Source organism: Aeromicrobium panaciterrae, from assembly GCF_039537165.1.
In the GTDB taxonomy this organism is placed as follows: Bacteria; Actinomycetota; Actinomycetes; order Propionibacteriales; family Nocardioidaceae; genus Aeromicrobium; species Aeromicrobium panaciterrae.
This window is the reverse complement of record NZ_BAAAZZ010000002.1, coordinates 1,305,382-1,321,112: the sequence shown is the minus strand read 5'-3', so window position 1 is coordinate 1,321,112 and position 15,731 is coordinate 1,305,382. Positions and strand designations below refer to the sequence as shown.

Genomic DNA, 15,731 nt, shown 5'->3' with positions numbered 1-15,731 from the left:
GAGGGGTATCAAGCAGGAGGATCGGCAATGGCAACTGACCACGAGGCACGTGGGTACGACGACAAGAAGAACGACTACCTCAAGCGGCTGCGCCGTATCGAGGGCCAGGCCCGCGGGCTGCAGCGCATGGTCGAGGAGGACCAGTACTGCATCGACATCCTGACCCAGGTCTCCGCCATGACCAAGGCGTTGCAGTCCGTCTCGCTCGGCCTGCTCGACGACCACCTCAGCCACTGCGTGGTCGATGCCGCCCGGGCGGGTGGCGCCGAGTCCGACGCCAAGATCCGTGAAGCATCCGACGCCATCGCGCGGCTCGTCCGCAGCTAGAAGGGAACCATCATGACCACCAGCACCTACACCGTCACCGGGATGACCTGCGAGCACTGCGTGCGCTCGGTCTCCGAAGAAGTCGGCGCCATCGAGGGCGTCACCGATCTGCAGGTCGACCTGGCCACCGGGTCGCTCACCGTCACCACCGCTGATGCCCCCGTCGACGATGCCGCCGTACGCGACGCGGTCGCCGAAGCCGGCTACAGCGTCACCTCATGAACGTTCCGCTCAAGCTCGGCCTCTTCGTCACGGCACTGGTGGCCGTGTTCGGTGGTGCCGCAGCCTTGGGCAACGGCGTCGACCAGGTCGTCACGGCCAAGCCCGAGACGATGGAGCACGACACAGAAGGCGACGGGGCGATGAAGGCCGGACCGATGGACCATGCGCCCGGCGGCCTCCAGGTTGCCGAGAACGGCTACCGCTTCGTCCTCGACTCGACTGCGCGTGAGGCCGACCCCCAGGCAAAGGTGTCGTTCACGATCGTCGGTCCTGACGGCAAGGCGCTGACCAAGTACGCGACGCTGCACGACAAGTTGCTCCACCTGATCGTGGCGAAGCGTGACCTCAGCGGCTTCCAGCACGTGCACCCGGTCCTCGACGAGGACGGCACCTGGACCGCCGACGTGGCGCTGACACCCGGACAGTGGCGCGCGTTCGCCGACTTCGACCCGGCCGGCAAGGACCCGCAGCTCACGCTCGGCGCCGACCTCTCGGTCGCCGGCAACGTCGAAGCCACGCCGCTGCCGAAGCCGTCGCGTACGTACGAGGTCGACGGCTACACCGTCACCCTCGACGGTGACGTCAAGGCAGGGCAGGAGTCCGAGCTGACGTTGACCATCGCCAAGGACGGCAAGCCGGTCACCGATCTGGAGCCCTACCTCGCCGCTTACGGACACCTCGTCGCACTGCGGGTGGGCGACCTCGCGTACCTCCACGTCCACCCCGACGGCGAGCCCGGCGACGACAGGACCAGGCCCGGACCCCAGGTCACGTTCTTCGCCCAGGTGCCGTCCACCGGCAGCTACCGGCTCTACCTCGACTTCAAGCACGGCGGCACGGTACGTACCGCCGAGTTCACGGTCGACACCTCCGGTACGTCCGAAGCTGCCCAGCACCCGGAAGAGGAGGAGTCGACCCATGGCCACTGACCTGATCACCGACCGGGTCGACCTGTCGATCGGCGGGATGACCTGCGCCTCGTGCGCCATGCGGGTCGAGAAGAAGCTCAACAAGCTCGAGGGCGTGACGGCCACCGTCAACTACTCGACCGAGAAGGCGCGGGTCGTCACCACGAGCCCGATCGCCGCCGAGCTGCTGATCGCCGAGGTGGAGAAGGCCGGCTACACCGCCGCGCTGCCGCACACGGCGGACGAATCGGCGGCCGAGGAGGATCCGGCGAAGCCCTGGCTGACCCGGCTGGTCATCTCGGCCATCCTGACGGTTCCGGTCATCGCGATGGCGATGATCCCGGCGCTGCAGTTCACCAACTGGCAGTGGCTGTCGCTCAACCTCGCGGTGCCTGTCGTCGTGTGGGGGGCCTACCCGTTCCACCGCGCGGCCTGGGTCAACCTGCGCCACGGCACGGCGACGATGGACACGCTGATCTCCGTCGGCACGATCGCCGCCCTCGGCTGGTCGGTCTACGCGTTGTTCTTCGGTACGGCCGGCGAGCCCGGGATGAAGCACCCGTTCCGGCTGACCATCGAGCGGATGGACGGCAGCTCCAACATCTACCTCGAGGCCGCCGCCGGGGTGACGACATTCATCCTCGCGGGCCGCTACTTCGAGGTGCGCTCCAAGCGGCGTGCCGGATCGGCGCTGCGGGCGTTGCTCGAGCTCGGCGCCAAGGACGTCGCCGTGCTGCGCGACGGTGCCGAGCAGCGCGTGTCGATCGACGAGCTGGTCGAGGGCGACCTGTTCGTCGTACGACCCGGCGAGAAGGTCGCGACCGACGGCATCGTCACCGAGGGCAGCTCGGCCGTCGACGCGTCGATGATCACGGGTGAGTCCGTACCCGCCGAGGTCGTCGTCGGCGACGCGGTGGTGGGTGGCACCGTGAACACCAGCGGCCGACTCGTCATCAGGGCAACCCGGGTCGGGTCCGCGACGCAGCTCGCACAGATGGCGCAGATGGTCGAGGACGCCCAGAACGGCAAGGCGCAGGCACAGCGCCTCGCCGACTCGATCTCCGGGATCTTCGTCCCGGTCGTGATCGGGCTCGCCGTGGCAACTCTCGGATTCTGGGTCGGCAACGGCGCCGGCCTGACGGCCGCGTTCACCGCCGCGGTCGCGGTGCTGATCATCGCGTGCCCCTGCGCGCTGGGACTGGCGACTCCGACGGCGTTGATGGTCGGGACGGGTCGCGGTGCGCAGCTCGGCATCCTGATCAAGGGCCCCGAGGTGCTGGAGTCCGCCCAGGACATCGACACCGTGGTGCTCGACAAGACCGGAACCGTCACCACCGGCAGGATGACGCTGCAGGACGTGGTCGTCGCCGATGGAGAGGATCGCGCGACCGTGCTTCGTACGGCGGGCGCCCTCGAGAGCGCATCCGAGCACCCGATCGCGCGCGCCATCGCCGATGCTGCAAAGTCCGAGGCGGGCCGGCTGCCTGCCGTCGAAGGGTTTGCCAACACGCAAGGCCTCGGAGTCCAGGGCGTCGTGGACGGCCACGCGGTGGTCGTGGGTCGCGCATCCTTCCTCGCGGACTGGTCGCAGCACCTTGATGAGCGACTCGCCAAGGCGCAGGCCGCCGCCGAGGGTGAAGGCAAGACCGTCGTGGTGGTGGGCTGGGACGGTGCCGTACGCGGGATCCTGGTCGTCGCAGACACGATCAAGGACACGAGTGCCGAGGCCGTACGCCAGATGCGCGGACTCGGGCTGCGTCCCGTCCTGCTCACCGGCGACAACGAGCCGACGGCGCGAGCGGTGGCTGCCGCAGTGGACATCGACGAGGTCTTCGCCGGGGTGCTCCCGCAGGACAAGGTCGACGTCGTACGCACGCTCCAGTCGCAGGGTCGACGAGTCGTGATGGTCGGCGACGGCGTCAACGACGCCGCTGCGCTCGCACAGGCGGACCTCGGCCTCGCCATGGGCACCGGGACCGACGCCGCCATCGAGGCGGCCGACCTGACGCTCGTACGTGGTGACCTGCGATCCGTCGTCGACGCGATCCGGCTGTCGCGTCGTACGCTCGGCACGATCAAGGGCAACCTGTTCTGGGCGTTCGCCTACAACGTCGCGGCGATTCCCCTGGCCGCTGCCGGACTGCTCAACCCGATGTTGGCCGGTGCGGCGATGGCGTTCTCGTCGGTGTTCGTCGTCTCCAACAGCCTGCGGCTCCGCGGGTTCCGCTCGACCAACCCGGAGGTCTCATGAGCATGAGCCACGATCACCACGCCATGGCTGGGCGAGAGCTCACGAGGAGCGCGATCTCGGCGACCGTCCACTGCCTGACCGGCTGTGCCATCGGCGAGGTGCTTGGCATGGTCATCGGCACGGCGCTCGGGCTCCACAACGTCACGACGATCGTCTTGTCGGTCGTGCTCGCGTTCTTCTTCGGGTACGCGCTGACGATCCGACCGGTCCGTGCCGCCGGTGTCCCGTTCGCGGGTGCGTTCAAGGTCGCGCTCGCCGCAGACACGCTGTCGATCATGACGATGGAGATCATCGACAACGCCGTCATCGTCGCGGTGCCCGGAGCCATGGACGCCGGGCTCGGCAGCCTCCTGTTCTGGGGCAGCCTCGCGTTCTCGCTCGTGGTCGCCTTCATCGTGACGGTGCCGGTCAACCGTTGGCTGATCGGACGTGGCAAGGGTCACGCCGTCATGCACGAGTATCACTCGTAGGCTCAGGGCATGACTGAGATCCCCGGACTGGACGGCCTGCTCGGCGTCGAGCACCTCGAAGCAGGGCCTGACAAGGTCGTGGTGCGCTTCACGATCGACGAGCGACACCTCCAGCCGTTCGGCATCCCGCACGGCGGCGTCTACTGCGCCGTCCACGAGTCGACGGCCAGCATCGCCGGACTGCTGTGGCTCGACGGCAAGGGGGTCGCGGTCGGCACCAACAACTCCACTGACTTCCTGCGCCAGGCCAAGGTAGGCGACACCATCACGGTCACCGCGTCGCCCATCCACCGCGGCCGCACGCAACAGCTGTGGCACCTCGACTCGCTCGACCAGGACGGCCGTCTCATCGCGCAAGGCCAGGTACGCCTCGCCAACCTCGACCAGGAAGTCCCGCCCGACGTCATCGCGCAGACGACTAGAGCTCCCCGCGATCCTTCTTGATCTTGCGCCAGCCGCCGGCTCGGTTGTCGGCGATGAGCCGTCGGAAGAACGCGACCAGCGCTGGACCGTCGATCTCCTCGTCCTTGCCGAACGCGATGGTCCGCGCCGTCTGGTTGTCGTGCCCGGCGGTGATCAGTCCGTCGGGATCGGGAACGATTCCGCCGTCATAGACGAAGACATTGACGTGGTCCTTGGCCGCGAGCAGCGCGCAGACGTTGCCCTGCAGGACGAAGTAGGGCTGCACCGTCCGCTTGATCGTCTCCTCGACGTCAGGGTCCGCCTCGTGCACCAGGTCTCGAACTCGGTGGCAGATCTCCTGCTGCCAGTCGGGGAGTGCGTCGATGTAGGCGTCGACGCGCGGGTCCTTGGCGTACGTCATGGCTCATGATCACCCAGCGGGAATAGGCCTCACAAGGTTCCCGTTGACGACGCCATGACAACTCTTGGATTGATAGGTGCAGGCAACATCGGCACGGCTCTTGCGCAGGTGGCCCTCAGCCAAGGTTGGGACGTGGTGCTCAGCAACTCCCGAGGGCCCGAGACCCTGGCCGAGCTGGTCGAGGAGCTTGGCAGGGGTGCTCGCGCGGCCACCGCCGCCGAGGCCGCAGCGGCCGCCGACATCGCGGTCGTGACGATTCCGACCAAGAACATCGACGGCGTGCCGGTTGAGCCCCTCGCCGGCAAGACCGTCATCGACACCAACAACTACTACCCGCAGCGCGACGGGCAGATCACGGCTCTGGACGACGAGTCGACGACGGTGTCGGAGCTCCTCCAGGCACACCTGCCGACCTCGAAGGTCGTCAAGGCGTTCAACAACATCGCCGCACTCGACATCCTCGGCGACGCTCTGCCGCCAGGGTCGGCCAACCGCCGTGCCCTGGCGATCGCGGGCGACGACGAGGCCGCCAAGGCGACTGTCGCGGCGTTCATCGACGCTGCCGGATTCGACGTCGTCGACGCCGGCCCGCTGGCCGAGGGCTGGCGCTACCAGCGCGACACCCCGGCGTACGTCGCGCGTTTCGATGCGCCCGCGCTACGCGAGAAGCTGGCCGACGCCAAGCGTTACAAGGACATGTGAGCTGACGGTACGATGGGGGCAGTTGGTCGCGACTGGCGTTGAGGTGGACACCACCGGGGAGCGATCAAGACCACGACATCGGGACCGTTCGCCTGGGCCCCACGTCAGCCGATGAACGCTGACTGGAGGCACGCGAGATGATGATGACCATGACGAGCAACGACCTGTTCCCCACCGAGCGACTGGCGGACTCCGACGTACGCGTGCTGCTGCTCGAGAACATCCACGCCGACGGTGCGGAGTTCCTGCGTGGCAAGGGCTACCAGGTCGAGACGCAGGACGGCGCGCTCGGCGAGGACGACCTGATCGAGGCGATCAAGGGCGTCCACCTGCTGGGCATCCGCTCGACGACCTACATCACCGAGAAGGTGCTGGACGCCGCGAACGACCTGCTCGCGATCGGTGCGTTCTGCATCGGCACCAACCAGATCGACCTCGCCGCCGCGACGTCGCGCGGTGTCGCGGTGTTCAACGCGCCCTACTCCAACACCCGCAGCGTCGTGGAGCTCGCGATCGCCGAGATCATCTCGCTGGCCCGTCGACTGCACGAGAAGTCGACCGACATGCACAACGGTGTCTGGAACAAGTCGGCCGCCGGCAGCCACGAGGTACGCGGCCGTACGCTCGGCATCATCGGCTACGGCAACATCGGCAGCCAGCTGTCGGTCGTCGCCGAGGCATTGGGCTTCAAGGTCGTCTTCTTCGACATCGACGACAAGCTCGCCCTCGGCAACGCGCGTCGCTGCTCGACGATCGAGGAGCTGCTCGAGACGTCCGACGTCGTGACGCTGCACGTCGACGGCCGGCCCGGCAACGCCGGCCTGTTCGGCCGTGAGCAGTTCGAGATGATGAAGCCGCGATCGCTGTTCCTCAACCTGTCGCGCGGGATCCTGGTCGACACGGTGGCGCTGCGCGAGCTCATCGAGTCAGGGCACATCGCCGGCGCCGCGGTCGACGTCTTCCCGATCGAGCCCAAGCGCCAGGGCGACCCGTTCGAGTCAGACCTGCGCGGCCTCAAGAACGTCATCCTGACGCCGCACGTCGGCGGGTCCACCGAGGAGGCGCAGCAGGACATCGGCCGCTTCGTCGCGTCGAAGCTGCGGTCGTACGCCGCGTATGGCGGCACCTCGCTGAGCGTCAACATGCCGGAGATCAACCTTCCGGCCGATGCCTCCAAGCACCGCCTGGCTCACGTGCACCGCAACGCCCCGGGTGTGCTGGCGACCATCAACGGGTTGCTCGGCGAGCACGGCGTCAACATCGAGGCGCAGTCGCTGTCGACGCGCGGCGAGATCGGCTATGTGCTCACCGACGTCGCCAAGGGCGTCGCCCCCGAGGTGCTCTCGGCGCTCGCAGCGTTGCCGGAGACCGTACGTCTCCGCGAGCTCACCTGACCTCTGGGGAGGTGTCAGCTCCCGGGTCGTGGGTACTCCCCATGTGATCGGCTGCCGTTCGGCGGCCGAGGGAGTGGAGGAAGTCGATGTTGATCCTCGGAATCATCTTGCTCATCCTGGGCGCGGTGCTGAACGTCCCGATCCTGTACACGATCGGCGGGGTCTTGGCCGTGGTCGGCGCAATCCTGTGGATCCTCGGAAGCATGGACCGGGGAGTCGGAGGACGCAGGCACTACTACTGACGGACGTCAGGAGAAGGCCGCTGCCTCCGGGTGGCGGCCTTCTTGTCTGCACCACTCGGCGAGCGTCTCGGCGCACCCGGCATCGAGCTTGAGGGTAGCGAGGTCGTCCCCGCGGGTCTGCCCACGGTTGACGATGACGATCGGGATGCCTCGCGTACGCGCTGCCCGTACGAAGCGCAGCCCCGACATGACCTGCAGCGACGAGCCGAGCACGACGAGCGCCTCGGCCTGGTCGACGAGCTCGTAGCACTCCTCGACGCGGCCCTTGGGCACGTTCTCGCCGAAGAACACGACATCGGGCTTGAGCCGGCCACCGCACGCCGAGCACGGCGCGACGACGAACGTGTCGGTGTCGTCGAGCAGCACGTCGCCGTCGGGTGCCATCACGGCATCGATCTGCTCATAGCCGGGATTGAGCTCCAGCAGCCGGTCGTGCAGGTCACGGCGATTGGTGAGGGTGCGGCAGTCGAGACAGATCACCCGGTCGATGCGCCCGTGCAGGTCGATCACGCGGCGGTGCCCGGCGCGGCCGTGGAGCCCGTCGACGTTCTGCGTGATCAGACCCTCGAGCCGGCCGTCGTGCTCCATCTCGGCGAGCAGTCGGTGACCCGCATTGGGCTCGGCGCGACGCATCCGGCTCCAGCCGATGTGGGCTCGCGCCCAGTAGCGCTGCTGGGCCTGCGGCGTCTTGATGAACTCCTGATAGGTCATTGGCATGCGCACGGGTGCGCCCGGTCCGCGGTAGTCGGGTATCCCGGAGTCGGTCGACATGCCCGCGCCGGTGAGCACCAGCAGCCGCCGATCGCCGAGGAGCCGTTCAGCCGTCAGCAAGGTCGATCAGCTTCTTGACGGTGTTGAGGTTGCGGGCGGTGCCGGCGACCTTGAGTGCGCGGATGATCGAGTCGGTCTTCATCTCGGGTCGGCCGGCACCGTTGGCGTACTTGATGTGCATCTCGGTGCCGATGATCGCCCACTCGTCCTTGCCGGTCTCGTACGTCTCGGCCTTGGCGATCGCCTCGGCGGTGGGCGCATCGAGGAGGAAGGACACGTACGAGTACTTCGGCTCGTCGACCGTGAACGGGTGTGCGTCGAGGGCCGCCTTGAGCTGCGTCGGCGTACGCGAGATCGACTCGCGGAAGAAGCCGAACTCCTTCTCGATCGCCTGCTCCAGGGCCCGGTCGAACGTGTCGGGGGCACCTGGCACGTCGGCGATCAGGTTGCCCGAGGCGATGTAGGTCGACACGTCCGTGGCTCCGAGCTCCGCCGCGATCTCGCGGAGCCGGGCCATCGGCAGCTGCGCCGGGCCGACGTTGACGGCACGCAACAGGATGATCCGCTTGGCCATGCACCAAGTATGTCTCTCACCGCGAACCACAGGTCCCAAGATTCCCAGCAGCACCCCGGTTCGTGGCACTCATGCCACGTTGCAACAGGGGTGGTGTGACAGGTTCAGGGGACCTGCTGGGAATCGTGGGACACGTCAGAGTCGAGCCGCCAGCTCCGTGGCCTGCTTGATGGCGCGCTTGGCGTCGAGCTCGGCCGCGACGTCGGCGCCGCCGATCACGTGCACCGGCTTGCCGAGCGCCTCGAGCGGTTCGACCAGGTCGCGTACGGACTCCTGTCCCGTGCACAAGATGATCGTGTCGACCTCGAGCACCCGGGACTCTTCGCCGTCCTTGCCCAGGCGGATGTGGAGGCCCGCGTCGTCGATGCGGTCGTACGTCACGCCCTTGATCATCTCGACATCGGAGTCCTTGAGGGTCTGGCGGTGCACCCAGCCACTGGTCTTGCCGAGTCCCTTGCCGAGCTCGGAGCTCTTGCGCTGCAGCAGGAACACCTGGCGCTTCGGCGGTGCCTTGAGCTTGGTGGCGAGGCCGCCGCGCTCGCGTGACGGGTCGGTGACGCCCCAGCGTTCCATCCAGTGCTCGATCGACTCGTCGGCGTCGTGGAGCAGGAACTCCGAGACGTCGAAGCCGATGCCGCCGGCGCCCATCACGGCGACGCGCTGGCCGACGGGTGCGCCGTGCCGGATGACGTCCTGGTAGGTGACGACGCTGGGGTGGGCGACGCCGGGCAGCGACGGGATGCGCGGCTCGACACCGGTGGCGATGACGACCTCGTCGAAGTCGGCGAGCTGCTCGACGCCGGCGCGTACGCCGAGGTGCAGCTTGACGCCGGCGATCTCCATGCGGCGCGAGTAGTAGCGGATCGTCTCCTTGAACTCCTCCTTGCCGGGGATCTGCATCGCGAGCCTGAACTGGCCGCCGACCTCGGGCAGCGACTCGAACAGCTCCACGCCGTGGCCGCGGCCGGCGAGCTCGGTGGCTGCGGCAAGGCCGGCCGGACCGGCGCCGACGACCGCGATGCGCTTGGCCGTACGCGTCGGCGACAGGACCAGGGTCGTCTCGTAGCCGGCACGCGGGTTGATCATGCAGCTGGCGCGCTTGTTCTGGAACGTGTGGTCGAGGCACGCCTGGTTGCACGCGATGCACGTGTTGATCTCGTCGGCACGGTTCTCGGCGGCCTTGTTGACGAAGTGCGGGTCACTCAGCAGCGGCCGTGCCATCGACACCAGGTCGGCCTGACCCGAGGCGATGATCTCCTCGGCGACCTCGGGGGTGTTGATGCGGTTGGACGCCACGACCGGGACCGCCACCTCGGGCTTGAGCTTGCCGGTGATCCACGCGAACGCGCCGCGCGGGACCGAGGTGACGATCGTCGGGATGCGTGCCTCGTGCCAGCCGATGCCGGTGTTGATGATCGAGACGCCGGCCGCCTCGATCTTCTTGGCGAGCTCGACGGTCTCTTCCCAGCTCTGCGCGTCGTCGACCAGGTCGAGCAGACTCATCCGGTACATCACGATGAAGTCGTCGCCGACGGCCTCGCGTACGCGCTCGACGATCTCGACCGGGAAGCGCATGCGGTTCTCGGCGCTGCCGCCCCACTTGTCGGTGCGGTTGTTGGTGCGGGCCGTGATCATCTGATTGATGAGGTAGCCCTCCGAGCCCATGATCTCGACGCCGTCATATCCGGCGCGCCGGGCGAGCTGCGCCGACTTCGCGAAGTCGGAGATCGTCTCGTCGACCTCCTTGGTCGACATCGCCTTGGGCTTGCCGAACGGGGTGATCGGCGACGGCTTGGACGATGCCGCGCGCTTGAACGGGTGGTAGCCGTAGCGGCCCGCGTGCAGGATCTGCATCGCGATCTTGCCGTCGTGCTCATGCACCGCGTCGGTGACGAGCCGGTGCTTGTCGGCCAGCTTCGTGGACGCCATCAGCGAGCCGAACGGGAGCAGCCAGCCGTGCCGGTTGGGCGCGTAGCCACCCGTCACCGACAGGGCGACGCCACCCTTGGCCCGCTCGGCGAAGTAGGCCGCGAGCTCGGGGAGGTGCTTGGCGCGGTCCTCGAGACCGGTGTGCATCGAGCCCATGATCACGCGGTTGCGCAGCGTGGTGTGCCCGAGGTCGAGCGGCTCGAGCAGATGGGGGTACGGATTCATGCGGTCTCTCCGGATGCTTCGGCGACGATGCGGTCGAACTGCGCCGCCATCGCGGCGGCGAGGGCGTTGGCGCCTGACAGCGGACGGACCATCACGGTCAGCTCGCTGACGAGCCCGGTGTCATTGGTACGTATGAGGTCGATGCCGTTGACGCTGACACCGTCGACGACGGTCTCGAAGACCAACGCAGAGCCGTGACCGTCGGCGTCCTCGAGCTCGCGGACGTACTGGAACTCGGTGAACACCCGGCCGACACCTCGCAGGATCGCGGCGACGATCGGCTTGCCCTCGTAGGGCTTGAACGCGACGGGGCTGCGGAACACGACGTCGTCGGCGAGCAGCTCACCGAGTCCCTCGAAGTCTCCTGCCTCGACGGCAGCGCGGAACTCCTTCATGTGTGCTCCTGTGATGGGATGTGGACGTGCCCTTCGCTCGCTCGTTCCGCGCCCTCGCTCGCTGGCGCGAGCTGGGGGGACCCCCAGCTCGCTCCCGGTCGGCCGCGGACGGCCTCCCTAGGAACCGAGGGAAGGGGACTGCCCGGTTCCTGATCGTTGCCGGTGTGTTCAACGTGGTGATCTGGCCGCGCTTCGCCAAGGCGATCGTCGACGATGACCGGGCCTGGGCCGGTGAGCACTGGCACAGCACCCCGCAGGCGTTCCTGTGGGTGCACGCCGTGCTGATCACCACGGCGATCGTGATCGGCCTGGGTGTGCTGGTGGTCGGCGTACGTGCTCATCGTTCGGCCAGTCGCTGAAGGATCTCGTCGCACCAGGCGATGCCGCCCTGCTCGACGAGCATGCCGCCACGCAGGACGAGCCAGGCGCCGACGGCATCATCGGCGATGGAGTCCGGATCGGGGTAGAACTTGGCGGCGCTCTCCTCGTAGTAGGCAAGCTGCGCCGCGTGCGCCTGTCGGCGAGTGCGTACATCGGCGACTATCGCATCGGCATCGCCGAACGGGAGGGCGCGGAGCTTCACCGCCAGCTCGCTGCGCAGGGCCTCGACCGGAGTGGGTACGGACGTCCACCGGCGCAGCTCGTCACGGCCCTCGCCGGTGATCGAGTAGACCTTCTTGTCCGGCCGGTTGTCCTGCGCGACCAGGTGCGACTCGACCCACTTGTCGGACTCCATGCGCCCCAGCACCTTGTAGATCTGCTGGTGGCTGGCCTTCCAGAAGTGGCCTATCGAGGCATCGAACCGGCGGGCGAGGTCGTAGCCCGATGCGGTCTTCTCCGCGAGGGACACGAGGATCGCGTGCTCGAGAGCCATGCGACGACCGTACTATGCAATGAGTTGCACTGCAACCATGTGTGTATGGCCGATCCAAGGGGTGGGAAGTGAACCCGGGCGTCAGGCGGGGCCCTACGATTCTCCTCATGAAGCTCACTCCTCGCGGCACGTTCGCCGCCACGCTTGCTGCTGCAACCCTGGTGCTCGCCTCGGCGTGCGCAGCCTCCGACGACTCCGACGGCGACGCGGCGACCGGCGACGTCACGCTGTCTGACTGCAAGCCCGCCGACCTGGCCCTGCTCAAGAGCGGCACCCTGACGATCGCGACCGACGACCCGGCGTACGACCCGTGGTTCAGCAACAGCGACCCCGCCAACGGCAAGGGATTCGAGAGCGCCGTCGCGTACGCGGTGGCCGACAAGCTGGGCTTCGAGAAGGCCGACGTGACCTGGGTGAAGGCTGGCTTCAACCAGGCCATCCAGCCGGGCAAGAAGCCCTTCGACTTCGACATCAACCAGTTCTCGATCTCCAAGGCACGCGCCAAGGCCGTCGACTTCTCCAGCCCCTACTACTCCGCCGCACAGGCGATCATCACGCTCGAGACATCGCCGTTCAAGGGCTCGACGACCCTGGCCGACCTCAAGGACGCCAAGCTCGGCGCCCAGATCGCGACCACCTCGCTCGACGCGATCAACGACCAGATCAAGCCCACGGCCAAGCCGCTGGTGTACGACGACACCTCCAAGGCTGCCCAGGCACTGCAGAACAAGCAGGTCGATGCCATCGTCGCCGACCTCCCGACCGCCTACTACCTGGCAGCCGCGGAGATCGACGGCGGCACGATCGTCGGCCAGTTCCAGCCGACCTCGGGTGAGCAGGAGCAGTTCGGCCTGCTGCTGTCGAAGGGCAGCAAGCTGACCCCCTGCGTCAGCGCTGCTGTCGACGCGCTGGCCGACGACGGCTCGCTGCAGAAGCTGCAGGACCAGTGGCTCACCCAGGCGACAGACGTACCTGAGCTGAAGTGACACCGAGCGAGCGTCAGCTCGAACGAGCCAGCTACCGTCGCCGCCGCGCCCTCAGGAGGGGTGCGGTGGCGGCGCTGTCCACCGTGCTGGTCCTCGGCGTCCTCTCATTCGTGGTCGTCCAGTCCTCGGGCTGGGAGCGCGTGCGCGCGACGTACTTCGACTGGGCTGATGCGAAGGCGGCGTTTCCCGATGTCGCCCGGGCGTTCTGGCTCAACATCCGGCTGTTCCTCGTCGCGGAGCTGTTCATCCTGATCGTCGGCGTCGCGGTGGCGATCGTGCGTGTCATCCCGTCGCCGGCGCTGGCACCGATCAAGCTCGTCGCGGTCCTGTATGCCGACATCTTCCGCGGTACGCCGACCCTCCTCATCGTCCTGCTCGTCGGCTTCGGCGTGCCGGCCCTCAACCTCGCGGGTGCGCCCACGAGCCTGTTCTGGCTCGGCGTCATCGCCCTCACCCTGAGCTACGGCGCGTACGTCGCCGAGGTGGTCCGGGCCGGCATCCTGTCGATCCACCCGACGCAGTGGGCCAGCGGTCGGGCGCTGGGCCTCTCGTACGGACAGACCATGCGTCACGTCGTGCTGCCGCAAGCGATCCGTCGTGTCGCGCCTCCGCTGCTCAACGACTTCGTCTCGCTGCAGAAGGACACCGCGCTGCTGTCGACGATCGGCTTGGTCGAGTCGTTGCGCGCGGCCCAGGTCATCGCGGGTCGCGAGTTCATCTTCACGCCGTACGTCGTGTCGGCCGCGTTCTTCATCGCGGCCACGATCCCGCTCGCCCGGTTCACCGACTACCTGACGGTGCGATCGCTGCGCCGAGAGAACGGCATCTGATGCTGAGAGCTGACGGAGTTCGCAAGTCATTCGGCGAGAACGAGGTGCTCAAGGGCATCGACCTGCACATCGAGCAGGGCGAGGTGGTGTGCCTGATCGGCGCCTCGGGCTCAGGCAAGTCGACGCTGCTGCGATGCCTCAACCTCCTCGAGCAGGTTGACGACGGGGACATCTGGCTGGACGAGCGGGAGATCACCGATCCCCGCGTCGACGTCGATGAGGTACGACGGTCGATCGGCATCGTCTTCCAGGCCTACAACCTGTTTCCCCACCTCGACGTTCTCGACAACATCACGCTCGGGCCGGTCAAGGTGCTCGGCCGCAAGCGGGCCGAGGTGCGCGAGCGTGCGCTGGAGCTGCTGCGCCGCGTCGGCCTCGAGGACCGGGCGGGCGCCTTTCCCGACGCGTTGTCGGGAGGGCAACAGCAGCGGGTCGCGCTGGTGCGGGCGATGGTGATGCAGCCCGACGTGCTCCTGCTGGACGAGATCACCTCGGCGCTCGATCCGCTGCTGGTGGGCGAGGTGCTTGACGTCATCCGAGACCTTCGCGCCGACGGGATGACGATTGTCATGGCGACGCACGAGATGTCGTTCGCTCGCGAGGTGGCGGACCGGATCGTGTTCATGGTCGACGGTCAGGTCGAGGAGTCGGGACCGCCCGAGCAGGTCTTCGGCTCCCCGCAGAGCCCGCGAACCGCCGAGTTCCTCGCCCGTCACCGCGGCTGACAGATCAGGAGTACCGGCTCAGAAGCTCTGAGCCGGCCAGCTGCTGCGCGACCCCGCGGGCGGCGACGCGGCCGGCACGGTTGGCGCCGATCGTGCTGGCCGAGGGGCCGTAGCCGACCAGCTGGATGCGGGGATCGGCGACTGCCGTCGTGCCGTCGAGCTGGATGCCACCCCGCGGACTCCGCAGGTGCAGCGGCGCCAGGTGGTCGACCGCCGGGCGGAAGCCGGTCGCCCAGAGGATCACGTCGACCTGCTCGAAGCTGCCGTCGGCCCATCTCACGCCGTCGGGCTCGATGCGGGCAAACATCGGGCGGCGATCGTATGCGCCGAGCAGCGAAGCCTCGCGCTCCTGCGGGCGGAGCATCAGTCCGGTGACGCTGACGACGCTGCGCGGAGGAAGCCCCTGCCGTACGCGCTCCTCAACCTTGGCGACGACCTCGCGGCCGATCTCGGCGTTGAACTCGCCGGTGCGCCACACCGGCTCGCGACGGGTGACCCAGACGGTGTCGGTCAGCGGTCGGATCGCGCCGAGGAACTGCACGGCCGAGGCGCCGCCGCCGACGACCAGCACGCGCTTGCCGCGGAAGTGCTCGGGTCCCGGGTAGTCGACGGTGTGCAGCTGCTCGCCGACGAATGTCTCGGCGCCCGGGTAGTAAGGAATGAAGGGACGGCTCCAGGTGCCGGTGGCGCTGATGAGCGTCCGCGTGGTCCACGCCCGGTCGTCGGCCTCGACGCGCAGGAGGCCGTCGACGTCCCGCACGGCGCGTACGGTCACGGGCCGGACCACGGGGAGCTCGAGCTGCTCCTCGTACGCGGAGAAGTACGCCGGCACGAACTGGTTGGCGCGCTCGTCGTCGGCGGCTTCCGGGATCGGCTCGCCGGGCAGGTCGGCGACGCGGTGCACGTCGTGCATCGTCAGCGCGTCCCACCGGTGCTGCCATGCACCGCCGGGTCCGGGATTGGCGTCGAGGACGATGTGCTCGATGCCGCGCTTCTTCAGGTGGTAGGACGACGACAGCCCGGCCTGGCCGGCACCGATGACGATCGAGTCGTAGGTCTCCACGCAGGCTTCAACGCGCTGCG

20 protein-coding genes and 1 riboswitch are annotated in these 15,731 nt (G+C 68.0%); of the genes, 13 read left to right on the top strand and 7 right to left on the bottom strand.

The genetic code is table 11. The features are described from left to right. The first annotated feature begins 27 nt into the window (after positions 1-27). The 6 genes from ABD683_RS07270 to ABD683_RS07245 are packed head-to-tail and all read left to right on the top strand — an operon-like array spanning position 28 to position 4,622. Entirely contained in the window at positions 28-327 is a 300-nt protein-coding gene (locus tag ABD683_RS07270) for a metal-sensitive transcriptional regulator (protein ID WP_344768627.1), read from the top strand. Positions 328-339: 12 nt separating this feature from the next. Beyond that, entirely contained in the window at positions 340-549 is a 210-nt protein-coding gene (locus ABD683_RS07265; RefSeq protein ID WP_344768625.1) for a heavy-metal-associated domain-containing protein, read from the top strand. Continuing rightward, positions 546-1,478 carry a hypothetical protein gene (locus tag ABD683_RS07260; RefSeq protein WP_344768623.1) on the top strand — a complete coding sequence of 311 codons (933 nt, stop codon included), beginning with the start codon at positions 546-548 and terminating at the stop codon, positions 1,476-1,478. The genes ABD683_RS07265 and ABD683_RS07260 overlap by 4 nt, the downstream gene beginning before the upstream one ends. Continuing rightward, positions 1,468-3,708, top strand: coding sequence for a heavy metal translocating P-type ATPase (locus ABD683_RS07255; RefSeq protein ID WP_344768621.1), 2,241 nt, complete (start codon positions 1,468-1,470; stop codon positions 3,706-3,708). Before ABD683_RS07260 ends, ABD683_RS07255 begins: the two co-directional genes overlap by 11 nt. Before the next feature lie 2 nt (positions 3,709-3,710). Then, the gene (locus ABD683_RS07250) at positions 3,711-4,178 is read left to right on the top strand and encodes a DUF4396 domain-containing protein (RefSeq protein ID WP_344768619.1); all 468 of its coding nucleotides are present in this window, start codon (positions 3,711-3,713) and stop codon (positions 4,176-4,178) included. A 9-nt stretch (positions 4,179-4,187) separates the two neighbouring features. Beyond that, the gene (locus ABD683_RS07245) at positions 4,188-4,622 is read left to right on the top strand and encodes a PaaI family thioesterase (RefSeq protein WP_344768617.1); all 435 of its coding nucleotides are present in this window, start codon (positions 4,188-4,190) and stop codon (positions 4,620-4,622) included. Here the strand turns inward: ABD683_RS07245 and ABD683_RS07240 are convergent. After that, positions 4,597-5,001 (bottom strand): DUF1801 domain-containing protein, encoded by a 405-nt coding sequence (locus ABD683_RS07240; RefSeq protein WP_344768615.1) that lies wholly within the window; start codon positions 4,999-5,001, stop codon positions 4,597-4,599. The genes ABD683_RS07245 and ABD683_RS07240 overlap by 26 nt on opposite strands. Before the next feature lie 54 nt (positions 5,002-5,055). Here ABD683_RS07240 and ABD683_RS07235 point away from each other — a divergent pair, with 54 nt between their 5' ends. From ABD683_RS07235 to ABD683_RS07225, 3 genes are all read left to right on the top strand, one after another. Then, entirely contained in the window at positions 5,056-5,703 is a 648-nt protein-coding gene (locus tag ABD683_RS07235; RefSeq protein WP_344768614.1) for an NADPH-dependent F420 reductase, read from the top strand. An 18-nt stretch (positions 5,704-5,721) separates the two neighbouring features. After that, positions 5,722-5,808, top strand: a riboswitch (ZMP/ZTP riboswitch). 44 nt (positions 5,809-5,852) lie between these two features. After that, positions 5,853-7,097: a phosphoglycerate dehydrogenase gene (gene serA, locus ABD683_RS07230; protein WP_344768613.1), complete on the top strand. Its 1,245-nt coding sequence runs from the start codon at positions 5,853-5,855 to the stop codon at positions 7,095-7,097. A gap of 86 nt (positions 7,098-7,183) precedes the next feature. Further along, positions 7,184-7,339, top strand: a complete 156-nt coding sequence (locus ABD683_RS07225) for a hypothetical protein (RefSeq protein ID WP_344768612.1) — start codon at positions 7,184-7,186, stop codon at positions 7,337-7,339. A gap of 6 nt (positions 7,340-7,345) precedes the next feature. Here the strand turns inward: ABD683_RS07225 and ABD683_RS07220 are convergent, their stop codons facing one another. The 4 genes from ABD683_RS07220 to ABD683_RS07205 form a co-directional block, all read right to left on the bottom strand. Then, positions 7,346-8,170: an NAD-dependent protein deacetylase gene (locus ABD683_RS07220; RefSeq protein WP_344768610.1), complete on the bottom strand. Its 825-nt coding sequence runs from the start codon at positions 8,168-8,170 to the stop codon at positions 7,346-7,348. Continuing rightward, positions 8,157-8,684 carry a DUF1697 domain-containing protein gene (locus ABD683_RS07215; protein ID WP_344768608.1) on the bottom strand — a complete coding sequence of 176 codons (528 nt, stop codon included), beginning with the start codon at positions 8,682-8,684 and terminating at the stop codon, positions 8,157-8,159. Before ABD683_RS07215 ends, ABD683_RS07220 begins: the two co-directional genes overlap by 14 nt. 135 nt (positions 8,685-8,819) lie before the next feature. Then, positions 8,820-10,838, bottom strand: a complete 2,019-nt coding sequence (locus ABD683_RS07210; RefSeq protein WP_344768606.1) for an oxidoreductase — start codon at positions 10,836-10,838, stop codon at positions 8,820-8,822. Further along, positions 10,835-11,233, bottom strand: a complete 399-nt coding sequence (locus tag ABD683_RS07205) for a nuclear transport factor 2 family protein (RefSeq protein ID WP_344768605.1) — start codon at positions 11,231-11,233, stop codon at positions 10,835-10,837. Before ABD683_RS07205 ends, ABD683_RS07210 begins: the two co-directional genes overlap by 4 nt. Before the next feature lie 164 nt (positions 11,234-11,397). On the opposite strand from ABD683_RS07205, the gene ABD683_RS07200 reads away from it, so the two are divergent. Beyond that, positions 11,398-11,592: an SCO4848 family membrane protein gene (locus ABD683_RS07200; RefSeq protein WP_344768603.1), complete on the top strand. Its 195-nt coding sequence runs from the start codon at positions 11,398-11,400 to the stop codon at positions 11,590-11,592. Here the strand turns inward: ABD683_RS07200 and ABD683_RS07195 are convergent. Further along, on the bottom strand, positions 11,571-12,107 hold the full coding sequence (locus tag ABD683_RS07195; RefSeq protein ID WP_344768601.1) for a PadR family transcriptional regulator: 537 nt from the start codon (positions 12,105-12,107) through the stop codon (positions 11,571-11,573). The two genes, ABD683_RS07200 and ABD683_RS07195, sit on opposite strands and share 22 nt — an antisense overlap. A gap of 107 nt (positions 12,108-12,214) precedes the next feature. Here ABD683_RS07195 and ABD683_RS07190 point away from each other — a divergent pair, with 107 nt between their 5' ends. From ABD683_RS07190 to ABD683_RS07180, 3 genes are all read left to right on the top strand, one after another. After that, on the top strand, positions 12,215-13,093 hold the full coding sequence (locus tag ABD683_RS07190) for an ABC transporter substrate-binding protein (protein ID WP_344768599.1): 879 nt from the start codon (positions 12,215-12,217) through the stop codon (positions 13,091-13,093). A 65-nt stretch (positions 13,094-13,158) separates the two neighbouring features. Further along, positions 13,159-13,923, top strand: a complete 765-nt coding sequence (locus ABD683_RS07185) for an amino acid ABC transporter permease (protein ID WP_344768597.1) — start codon at positions 13,159-13,161, stop codon at positions 13,921-13,923. Then, positions 13,923-14,648 (top strand): amino acid ABC transporter ATP-binding protein, encoded by a 726-nt coding sequence (locus tag ABD683_RS07180; protein WP_344768595.1) that lies wholly within the window; start codon positions 13,923-13,925, stop codon positions 14,646-14,648. Before ABD683_RS07185 ends, ABD683_RS07180 begins: the two co-directional genes overlap by 1 nt. Before the next feature lie 4 nt (positions 14,649-14,652). Here the strand turns inward: ABD683_RS07180 and ABD683_RS07175 are convergent, their stop codons facing one another. Then, positions 14,653-15,711: an NAD(P)-binding domain-containing protein gene (locus ABD683_RS07175; protein WP_344768593.1), complete on the bottom strand. Its 1,059-nt coding sequence runs from the start codon at positions 15,709-15,711 to the stop codon at positions 14,653-14,655. Between the last annotated feature and the right edge of the window lie 20 nt (positions 15,712-15,731).